The organism is Streptomyces sp. NPDC059003, from assembly GCF_042740445.1.
In the GTDB taxonomy this organism is placed as follows: Bacteria; Actinomycetota; Actinomycetes; order Streptomycetales; family Streptomycetaceae; genus Streptomyces.
This window is the reverse complement of the sequence record NZ_JBHYJH010000254.1, coordinates 1-9,957: the sequence shown is the minus strand read 5'-3', so window position 1 is coordinate 9,957 and position 9,957 is coordinate 1. Positions and strand designations below refer to the sequence as shown.

The window sequence follows — 9,957 nt, the reverse complement described above, 5'->3', positions numbered from 1 at the left end:
TTTTGGGCCTGGGCCACGATCGAAGTGCTGCGGCACACCGGCATCCGGATCGAGGAGATGCTGGAGCTGAGCCACCACAGCATCCTGCAATACCGGCTGCCCACGACCGGCGAGGTCGTCCCGCTGTTGCAGATCGCCCCGTCGAAGACCGACGAGGAGCGCGTCCTGCTGGTCACCCCCGAGCTTGCCGATGTCCTGAGCGCGATCGTCTGCCGGATCCGCGGCGCGGGCGGGGTCGTCCCCCTGGTGGTCAGCTACGACGCGGCCGAGAGGGTCTGGAACCCGCCCATGCCGCTGCTGTTCCAGTGGCAGGTCAACGGCGAGGACCACATCCTGTCGGTCAACACGATCCGCAAGGCGCTCAACGAGGTGATCGAGGCCGCCCAGCTGACCGACGCCGCCAGCGAGCTCCTGGACTACCAGCCCCACGACTTCCGCAGGATGTTCATCACCGACGCGATCATGAACGGCCTGCCTCCGCACATCGCTCAGGTCATCGCCGGCCACGACGACATCAACACCACGATGCACTACAACGCCGTCTATCCCAGCGCTGCCATCGCCGCTCACCAGGCGTTCATCGCCCGGCGCCGCAGCCTGCGGCCCGGCGAGGAATAGCGCGTTCCCACCAGCGAGGAGTGGGAGGCGTTCCTGGGCCACTTCGAGCGCCGCAAGCTCTCGCTCGGCACCTGCGGCCGGTCATTCGGCAGCGAGTGCGTCCACGAGCACGCCTGCGTCCGGTGCGCGATGCTCCGCGTCGACCCGCACGAGCGTCCCCGCCTCGACGAGATCCGGGTCAACCTCATCGCGCGGATTGCCGAAGCCGAGCGCGAAGGCTGGCTCGGCGAAGTCGACGGGCTCAGCGTCAGCCTCGCCGCCGCCGAGGACAGGCTCGCCCAGCTCGACGCCGAAGTCGCCCGCCGATCCACTGTGGTCCACCTCGGCCTGCCCACCTTCGGCCAGATCGCCACCCGATCCACCCATCCCTCGTAGTTGTCCCGTGTCAACGAACCCTGTCGTCGAGGGTTGGTCGCACCTGGTCGGTGACCTAGGGCCTGTCCGACGGGTCGAGTGACTGAGCTGGATCCCTGTCGTTCCGCCCCCTGTGGGAAGGGGTGATCTCTCGGATCAGGAGTGGGCTCGATTGGAGCCTCACCTGCCGAAAAGGGGTAGGACGGGGCGGACGCTGGAAGAGTCACCGCACTGTCATCAACGGCATCCTCTTCCGTTTGTGGACCGGTATTCCGTGGCGGGACCTTCCTGCCCGGTTCGGGAAGTGGAAGACGGTCCATGATCGTCACCGGCGGTGGTCGACGGACGGCACGTGGGCGAAGATTCTGCGGGCCGTTCAGGCTGACGCTGATGCAGAGGGCCGGATCGACTGGAGCGTGGTGAGCGTGGACTCCACGGTGTGTCGAGCTCACCAGCATGCTGCCGGGGCCCATCACCGCCCGGCGCGGATACCGGGACGACGCGCGCGCCCTGCCGAGCATCGCCTCGACGAGGCGATTAGTCGTTCACGCGGTGGGTTCACAACGAAGATTCACTTGGCGAGTGACGGCCGCTGCCGCCCGCTGGCATTCCTGGTCACGCCCGGTCAGTGGGGCGACGCCCCGCATCTGATTGCGGTCCTGGACCGGATCCGCGCTCCGCGCCCGGCTGGCGGGCATCCACGGATGCGTCCGAACTACCTGTGTGCCGACAAGGCGTACAGCTCGCGCCGGAACCGACGGTACCTGCGGCGACGCCAGATCCGGCACACGATTCCCGAGCGCCGTGACCAGCGGGCCAACCGCCGGCGGCTCAGCAGCCGGGGCGGCCGACCCGTCGGATTCGACCGGGCTCGATATGCCCGCAGGAACGAAGTCGAGCGGACCATCAACGCGCTCAAGGGCTTCCGGGCCGTGGCGACCCGGTATGACAGAGCGTTCGTCTTTCACGGCACGGTCGCCCTCGCCGCGATCCGGCTCTGGATCTGTTAGCCGTTGGTCCATCCAGACCAGCACCGAAAGACAGTTCGCACGCATTGCGTCAGCCGCCCCGTGGCTCCGTTGCCTCTGGCGTCCCACGTCTGCCGTGCCGTGTCGGTGAGCCGACCGGACACCGGCCGTCGGTCACGGGCTTTCCCACAGCACATGCCGAGGACGCGCTATGGCCTGTATGCCCGCTCCCTCCTCTCTTTGGTGCCGATATCCTTCTTTTAGTGGTTTTGCTCTAAACCTTCTCACGCCGCGCTGCCCCCCCTGCTCCCAGGCCGGGCCCGCCCGAGGAGGAACGGGCGGCCGTCGGCCGCCTGACGCTCGTGCCCGTTCACGGCAGATCCTCTCTGCCCAGAGACAGGAGCACCGACCATGACCACAGCAGTCAGCACCGGCGCCGGCCCGCAGCCCGGGGGTCTGTACGAGGGCGCCATCGCCACGGTGGCGGGCAACGGGATCTCCGGGTACGTCTCCGACGGCGGCCCCGGCGCACTCACCAGGGTCAGCAACCCCCACGGCGTCGCGGTGGACAAGAAAGGCAACCTGTACATCGCCGACTCCAACAACCACCGGGTCCGCAAGGTCACCCCGAACGGCACCATCACCACCATCGCGGGCACCGGCCAGCGGGGATACATCTCCGACGGCGGACCCGCGGTCGCTACCTCGCTCAACTACCCTCTCGGCGTGGCGGTCGACGACGCGGGCAACGTCTACATCGGCGACGCCCACAATCACCGGGTCCGCAAGGTCACCCCGGACGGCCGCATCACCACCGTCGCGGGCAACGGCACCGCCGGGTACGTCTCCGACGGCGGACCCGCCATCGCCACCCCGCTCCACTACCCCTGGGGGGTGGCGGTGGACAAGGCCGGGAACCTCTACATCGGCGACCGGCACAACCACCGGGTCCGCAAGGTCACGCCCAACGGCAACATCACAACCGTCGCCGGGAACGGCACTGCCGGGTACGTCTCCGACGGCGGACCCGCCATCGCCACCCGCCTCCACTACCCCGCAGGTGTGGCGGTGGACGGCGAAGGCAACCTGTACATCGCCGACGGGCACAACCAGCGCATCCGCAAGGTCACCCCGAACGGCCTCATCACCACCGTGGCGGGCAACGGCACCGGCGGGTACGTCTCCGACGGCGGCCCCGCCCTTGCCACCCGCCTCTACTATCCCTACGGCGTGACCGTCGATGAAGGCGGCAGCCTGTACATCGCCGACCACAGCAACCACCGGATCCGCAAGGTCACTGCGGACGGCCTCATCACCACCGTCGCGGGCACCGGCACCGGCGGCTACGTGGACGACGGCGGACCGGCCATGACCACCCGGCTCTACCACCCGGTCGGGGTGGCGCTGGACCGCGCCGGGAACCTGTACATCGCCGACCTGAGCAATCAGCGGGTGCGCGGGGTGACGGCCGTGGCCGACATGAAGCCCCCGCCGCCCCCCTCGGCCGACCTGTACGGCGAGGTCATCAACCCCTACACCGTCCCGCGCGGCCAGCAGTTCGACCTCGGCGCCCGCATCCGCAACCGGGGCCCCAACCCGGCCGACGGCCAGTACGTCACCGTCGTACTGACGCTGGCCGAAGGGCTGACCGGCCCTCCGGGCAGTACCGGCCGGCGCCTCTCGCGCACCTTCACCGGCCAGCAGCTCATCGCCCACAACGGCACCCTGGACGGCGTCTTCCGCATCACCGCCACCGACGGCATACCGCCCGGCCTCTACACCTCCACACTGGAGATCCAGTACAGCGGGGACCTGAACCTGAAGGACAACGTCTACACCCTGCCCATCACCGTCATCGCGCCCGCCCCCGAGGCGGACGAGACCGCGCTGACGATCTACCAGAACACCGTCCCGGAGGTCGCACCCGGCCAGCGCACCGTGCTGACCATGCGCTACCTCTCACCCACCGGCCAGCCGGTCAACCCCGGCACCATCGTCCAGCGCTACACCGCGCCCTCCAGCTTCGTCTTCACCGGCCAGCCCACCTACGCCTACTACGAGACCATCCACGGCGTCATCTCGGGCAACCTCACCCACCGCATCGAGGACAGCGGCCGCACGCTCATCATCACGGCCAACCCGCACGTCAACACCACGACCAGCGACGCCGGTTCGGTGATCTACACGATCCCCGTCCAGGCCCGCGCCGATGCCCTGCCCGGCCGGTACGCCAACGGCTCCGCGAGCGTCGGCCGCCACACCCCCGTGCAGATCTCCGCCATCGTCAGCGGCTCCGCCCTGGACGAACGGGCCCTGCGCGTCCTCCAGGAAACCGTTCCCACCACGGCGCCGGGCGAGAACGACAGGCTCATCCTAGAGATCCGCTCGATCAACGACCAGTCGGTCAACCCCGGCACGATCGAGCAGCACTTCATCGCGCCCACCGGCTTCGCCTTCACCGGCACCGCCACCTACGACTACCACCAGGCCCAGCCCGTAGTGTCCGGCGCCCTGGAGGCCCGCCTGGAAGACGACGGCAGGATCCTGGTCATCTCGTCCAACCCGCACCTCAACACCGGCGCCACCGACCGCATCGCACTGACCTACGCCCTCGGCATCCGCGCCCTGCCCGACGCCCAGCCGGGACAGCAGTCCAGTGACGGCAGCGCCATCATCGGCCGCCGTCCCCCGGTGACCCTCACCGCACGCGTCGCCTAGCGACCACGCACAGTTCCGGGCCCCTGCAGGAACACCTCCCGCAGGGGCCCACCCTTCTGCTCAGCCCCTGACACCTGCTCCTCCGCCTTACCACGCAAGACCAGCACCAATCTCTCCGTCCAGGCCAACGGCCGCCGCAGCAGCAGGCGCGCGACTGACCCGTCGGACAGGCCCTAGTGGGGTGAGAATCACGCCCGATTCGGTCAATCTCGGTGCTCCGACCTACGAGCGGGCGGTGCACGCGCCATGATCGCCACGAACGGCCGCCCCGCCGGGGCAGTCACCATGATCACGTGATGGATGGAGTCGACCATGACTGAGCCGATCGCCGGCAAGGAGTACATCGAGCTTTCCAACCCGGTGCCCGTGAGCGTGCCCGGGAAGATCGAAGCCGTGCAACTCTTCTGGTACGGCGACCCCCACACTTACCACTTCGAGCCCACAGTGAACCCCTGGGCCGACAAGCTGCCCGCGGACGTGGTGTTCCGGAAGGTGCCCGCCATGTTCGGCGGCCCGTGGGACGCCCACGGACAGGCATTCCTGACGCTGGAGGCCATGGGGGTGGAGCCCAAGGTTCACGCTGCCACCTTCGACGCCATCCAGAACCAGCGCAAGCGGCTGACCGACAAGAATGACCAGGCCGACTTCTTCGCTACCCAGGGCGTCGACAAGGACAAGTACCTGGCCACCTACGACTCCTTCGCCATCAAGGGGCAGGTCAACCAGGCCAAGGAGCTGTCCAAGAAGTACGAGGTGACGGGGGTGCCCTCCATGATCGTGAACGGAAAGTACCGGTTCGACCTCGGCACGGCCGGCGGCCCCGAGGGCATGCTGAACGTGGCCAACCACCTGATCGCCATGGAGCGTGCCGCGCGGTAGACAGTCCGAGGCGTGCCTCATATCGCTGCGTGATCGCGTCGGCCGGGCAGGTGCGATCACGCACCATCGCAACCGGGCCAGTCAAAGTTCGATGGCGCACGATCAAGGTTTCAATGGCACAGGACAGTAGTTCAGAGAAGATGGTGTCGGCGCGCAGGTAGTACTGGTCGACGTGGACCAGGCGCGAGCGGGTCAGCGACTCCAACATCGGATTGACCACCGGCGTCATCCCAATGTTGCACGCCTCGCTCACCAAGAGCGCGACGACCGAGGTGGTGAGGTCCTTTATGCTGGTCTTGCCGTCGCCCAGGTGCACAAAGGCGTCCAGGAACCCGGTCCAGGCGTGCACCTCGAACAGCAGGTCCGGCAGGTCGATCTTCGGGAGCATCTTCTCGACCCGCTTGCGCAGCCGGGCCAGCGACGGGGGCACCCCGAGTGACCCGAGCGCGTCCACGTTCAGCTTGACGCGGCCGTTCGGCTGTACCTCAAGGCTGACCTTCGCGTCCGCCCCGGCCTCCTCGAGGCGATCGGCCATCTGCCGCCAGCCAGCATCCAGCACCCGCACCTCCTGGGCCAGGTGCTCCTCGACGGGCATGTCGAGGCTGAGACCGGCCAGCACGTCCTCGCGCACGGCCTGCCACGCCTTGCCGTCCAACAGCCGCGCCCGCGGATTCGACCAGCGGTGCGACGGCGTGGCGAAGATGTTGCGGCTCATCAACGCCCGGTGGAGCTGCTCCAGGACACACACCGCGTACGCGTCGCGGTCCACCGCGCCCTGCGGCAGGTCCTTGTTCGCGTACACCGCTTTGCGCCAGTAGGCGGGCACCACCTTGTCGTCGATCTCCCGCTTCAGCAGCGGCTTCTTCGTCACCTGCCGCCGAGAGAGGGCGGGCAGGCGCTTAACCGCCTTGAGGATGCGCTCCCCGGCCGGCGCCGCGCCGAGCATCTTGGTGTCGCCGAGCAGCGACAGGAACGGCTTGACCGTGTTGTAGCGGCCCGTCAGCGCCTCACGCATCGCCGCCTCGGCGCTGCCGTCGTCCTCGGGCACCAGGCTGGTCACCAGGGCGGCTGCGCTGGAGACCTGGGCGCGCGGGGCGACCTCCTCCACCGCCCGCCACAGCGCCGCCACGTCAACGTCCGCACCGGTCTCCTCGACCAGCTCCAGCTCCAGCTCCTCGATCAGCACCTTCGCCGCCCGCGCCACCAGCCGGGACGCCTTCTCCAACTGCGGTAATGCGGACAGCCGTTCCTTGTCCGTCTTGCGCCGAGCCGTGCTGATCAGCCGGGTCGACATCAGCACCGTGAACAGATCCAGGGCGTCGTCGATCGCCTTGGCCTCCAGGTGCCGCATCACCGCGGTCACCATCGCGGTCCGCTTCGGCTCGCTCGCCCGCGCAAGGCTCGTCGCCTTCGACCCCAGCCCGTACCGGGCCAGGGCCGCCAGGCGGTTGGGCGGGAGCTTGTCCACCTTCACCCGGCCCAGCTTGTAGACGGCGATCTCATCCACCCGCTGCAGTGCCGGCTTCATCGCCGTCCCCGTGGTCTTCGTCGGCGGCCGGCGCAGCTCCTCCAGATACGAGAACCGCCTGCCCGCCGGCGTCTCAAGGAGCGCCACCAGGTCCCCGGGCAGCGACGGGTCCGCCCGGTAGGCGGACTTGGCGACCGTCGCATGCAGCCGCTTCTCCGCAATTCCCCGCACCTCAGAGACCTGCCGGGCCAGCACCGAGACCCCTGGCAGCAGCACCCGGTTACGCCGCAGCCAGCCCACCGCATGATCGAACAATGCCTTCGCGCCCTCGGCATGCGCGGTCCATGCCCGCGCGTGCAGGAACGTACGGAACTTCCGCCCCCACTCCGGGTCCTCGTACTCGTGGTACTCGTAGGCGTCCCGGATCTCCCACGCATGCTCGTACGGCGTCATCTGCCGCTCGGTGTACCGCTTGACCGACGACACGTCCTCGATGCCGAGCTGCTCCGCGACGTGCTCGACCACCGTCCACGGCACATCGAGCGGATTGTCCGGCAGGAACCGCCCGATGAAGCGCACTGTGCACATCTGCAGCGCGAAGCCGAGCCGGTTGTGGTCCCCACGGCGCTTCGCGATCAGCTTGCGGTCCTCGTCGTCGAGGAAGAAGAAGCGTTCCAGCTCCGGGCGGGTCGGCTCCTCGGTGAACTTCCCGTACGCCTCGGCCTGGTCGTCACTTAAGAATTCCACTGGCATGGCGCGTGACCGTACGCGGACAACATGCTGACGGGAGGCGACTTCACCGAACCGGAACCCAAGCCTCAGACCATGATCAACGGCTTAGCGCTAATGGCTGTACCGATGTAAAGCCTGAGGTAGGCCAGCAGGCGAAGTTCGGCCTGGACGGCGGAGTCGGTGTCCAGGCCGAACTCGGAGATCGCGACGGCCCAGCCCTCGTCGGGTCGCTCGATGCCAAGGTCGGCGAGGAGGCCGGTGTTCCATCCGTTGTCGGGGACGGCAGGCAGGCCGGGCGGGTATGTGGCGGTCATGGCGCTCCTTCTGGGTGTGGATTTCGAACTCGGGCGGCTGTACAGGGGTGAAGTGAACGGTGCCGGGAGTGGCGATGTCGCGTCGTGGCGAATCTGCGGAGCCGAGCGGTCATGCCGCGCCGGTAGCCGGTCAGAGCTCCCCGTTGACGCAGCGCCGCGGAACACGCGGCGGCTCAACGCCGCCGCGCAGGGCATGGCGGGCGGCACGCCGGTCACGGCGGTTGAACCCGCGCTGGAAGGCTTTGCGTTCGCCGGGCCGCGCGGCGCGCAGCAGCGCCTTGCGCGTCAGCTGCGGGTACCCCTCGTCGTCGCGCACGGTACGGACCAGATAGCCCTTACGGACTGCGGCCATGTCGTCGGTTCCTCGCGCCCGAGCGGGGTTGTGCCGGGAGGCCCACGGCGGCCGGTGGTGGTACGTGCGGGACATGGAGGTCTCGTCTCCCTTCCCAGTTCGTTCCTGCCGCTGCTGTGGCGTGCAGCGCGGAGCCAGGAAACCGGTGGAGGCGGCCAGGGCCGTGAACCGGCGAATGCACACCCGTACGCGTACGGCCTCTTCAGAAGTCCGAGGGGGCGCCAGCGGCCATACGCGGCAAGGAGTTCCTGCCGCGCCCTTCTTGGATTCCGCCGCCGAAGCGACTGAGGTGTCCGGACAGCTCCCCGCGGCCCCGGGAAGCGCTGAAGGGACGTGTCCGCTCTCAGCGCCACCATGCCGACATGACCTTCCACCTCCCGCTCGCCAACGGAATCCGCACCGACCACCCAGTGCCGGGCCTGCCGTTCGTCGACGACTCACACATCCCCCTCGACGAGGGCCCGGAGGCCATCGAGGCCGTCGGCCGCAACGTCGCCGAGAACATGTGGGGGCGCTTCGACAGGGTCCACCACGACGGCAATCCCGGCTGGCTGGCCTTCACCTCCGACCCGTTGCGCACCGACCTCGGCTGGTCGGTGCGTGCCCACCCCGAGTACGGCCGCACCGTGCTGCTGATGCTCGACGAGCACCTCGCACCGCTGCACGACAGCTGGTGGGGCGACCCGCTGCTGTTCCGCGCCGGCGGGCACTGGTGGGACGGCGCCACCTGGTACCGGCCCGAGCAGGTATGGGACCCGGTCGCCGAGCACTACGAGCAGCGCCGGGCCAGGGCCGCGCGCACCGTGACCGCTGCGGACCTCCTCGACGGCAGCGGACAGCCGGACCTCGCGTACGTGGGGAAGGTCGCAGACTTCGACCCCGAGGTCGCGGCGCCGAAGAACTGGGGCAACGACCTGGCCCTGTGGGCACAGTTGCATACACAGCAGGACGACGCACTGCCGCTGGAGCGGTGCGTGGTGAACATCGCCAGCCCCGAGCTCTCCGGTGACCAGCTCATAGGGGTATCGGAGATGGCCGCGCTCGCCGGCATCACGGCCTCGACCCTGCGCGGCTACATCGCCCGCAAAGAGAACAGCGTCCCGGCGCCGCAGGCCAACGTCTCGGGCCGCTCCATGTGGTCGAAGGCCGTGGCCGCCGACTGGGTTGAGGTACGGCGCCGCTCATCCGAGGGCCTGCGCGAAGCGCTCGATGGCAAGGATGTTGACAACCTCTCCGTGGGCGCGGCCGCCGTACGCGACCGATTCACCGAATCCTTCCACGCCACCCTCTGGGCCCGCCCCGACATCAGGAAGCGGTGGGTGCTGCGTCGCCGCAACGAACAGGCGGTCCGCGAGATCGCCGAAGGACTGGCCTGGAGCGTCGCATCCGACCTCGACCGGATCCTGCCACCCGAGATGATCGGCAGGACCCTGCGGCACGCGGTACTCGACGAATACCGCGAATCCCTCGACCTCACCGACCACGACTCCGCGATCCGGTCCTGGCAGCTGACCCTGTCCACCCCGGTGACCAAGATGCTCGACTGGTTCATCC

The 9,957-nt window shown here is 68.6% G+C and carries 7 protein-coding genes and 2 pseudogenes; 6 read left to right on the top strand and 3 right to left on the bottom strand.

Annotated elements, in window-relative coordinates; genetic code table 11:
- The 5 genes and pseudogenes from ACFWZ5_RS42405 to ACFWZ5_RS42385 form a co-directional block, all read left to right on the top strand.
- A partial coding sequence (locus tag ACFWZ5_RS42405) for a tyrosine-type recombinase/integrase (RefSeq protein WP_384892435.1) occupies positions 1–618 on the top strand: 618 nt, incomplete at its 5' end.
- A 129-nt stretch (positions 619–747) separates the two neighbouring features.
- A complete protein-coding gene (locus ACFWZ5_RS42400) occupies positions 748–993 on the top strand; it encodes a hypothetical protein (RefSeq protein WP_384892432.1) in 246 nt (81 codons plus the stop codon).
- A 112-nt stretch (positions 994–1,105) separates the two neighbouring features.
- Positions 1,106–1,982 (top strand): IS5 family transposase gene (locus ACFWZ5_RS42395; RefSeq protein WP_384892430.1). Its coding sequence is split into 2 segments (ribosomal slippage): positions 1,106–1,174 and positions 1,176–1,982, totalling 876 coding nucleotides; the frame shifts between segments, so codons are not numbered across the junction.
- Positions 1,983–2,351: 369 nt separating this feature from the next.
- Positions 2,352–4,658 carry a hypothetical protein gene (locus ACFWZ5_RS42390; RefSeq protein WP_384892427.1) on the top strand — a complete coding sequence of 769 codons (2,307 nt, stop codon included), beginning with the start codon at positions 2,352–2,354 and terminating at the stop codon, positions 4,656–4,658.
- A gap of 318 nt (positions 4,659–4,976) precedes the next feature.
- Positions 4,977–5,537, top strand: a pseudogene (locus ACFWZ5_RS42385) (thiol:disulfide interchange protein DsbA/DsbL); the annotation flags it as partial.
- A gap of 91 nt (positions 5,538–5,628) precedes the next feature.
- Here ACFWZ5_RS42385 and ACFWZ5_RS42380 read toward each other — a convergent pair.
- The 3 genes and pseudogenes from ACFWZ5_RS42380 to ACFWZ5_RS42370 all read right to left on the bottom strand — a co-directional run.
- Positions 5,629–7,758 (bottom strand): annotated as a pseudogene (locus ACFWZ5_RS42380) (DUF4158 domain-containing protein); the annotation flags it as partial.
- A gap of 65 nt (positions 7,759–7,823) precedes the next feature.
- A complete protein-coding gene (locus ACFWZ5_RS42375) occupies positions 7,824–8,051 on the bottom strand; it encodes a hypothetical protein (RefSeq protein ID WP_384892424.1) in 228 nt (75 codons plus the stop codon).
- Between the two features lie 130 nt (positions 8,052–8,181).
- Entirely contained in the window at positions 8,182–8,403 is a 222-nt protein-coding gene (locus ACFWZ5_RS42370; RefSeq protein WP_384892421.1) for a hypothetical protein, read from the bottom strand.
- 362 nt (positions 8,404–8,765) lie between these two features.
- Between ACFWZ5_RS42370 and ACFWZ5_RS42365 the strand changes: the two genes are divergently transcribed.
- Positions 8,766–9,957: hypothetical protein (locus tag ACFWZ5_RS42365; protein ID WP_384892418.1), on the top strand; the 1,192-nt coding region annotated here is incomplete at its 3' end.

Bases quoted from the DNA above. Each gene is read 5' to 3' on its own strand.
- ACFWZ5_RS42390 (WP_384892427.1), top strand. From the start codon at position 2,352: ATGACCACAGCAGTCAGCACCGGCGCCGGCCCGCAGCCCGGGGGTCTG.
- ACFWZ5_RS42400 (WP_384892432.1), top strand. From the start codon at position 748: ATGCTCCGCGTCGACCCGCACGAGCGTCCCCGCCTCGACGAGATCCGG.
- ACFWZ5_RS42370 (WP_384892421.1), bottom strand. From the start codon at position 8,403: ATGGCCGCAGTCCGTAAGGGCTATCTGGTCCGTACCGTGCGCGACGAC.
- ACFWZ5_RS42375 (WP_384892424.1), bottom strand. From the start codon at position 8,051: ATGACCGCCACATACCCGCCCGGCCTGCCTGCCGTCCCCGACAACGGA.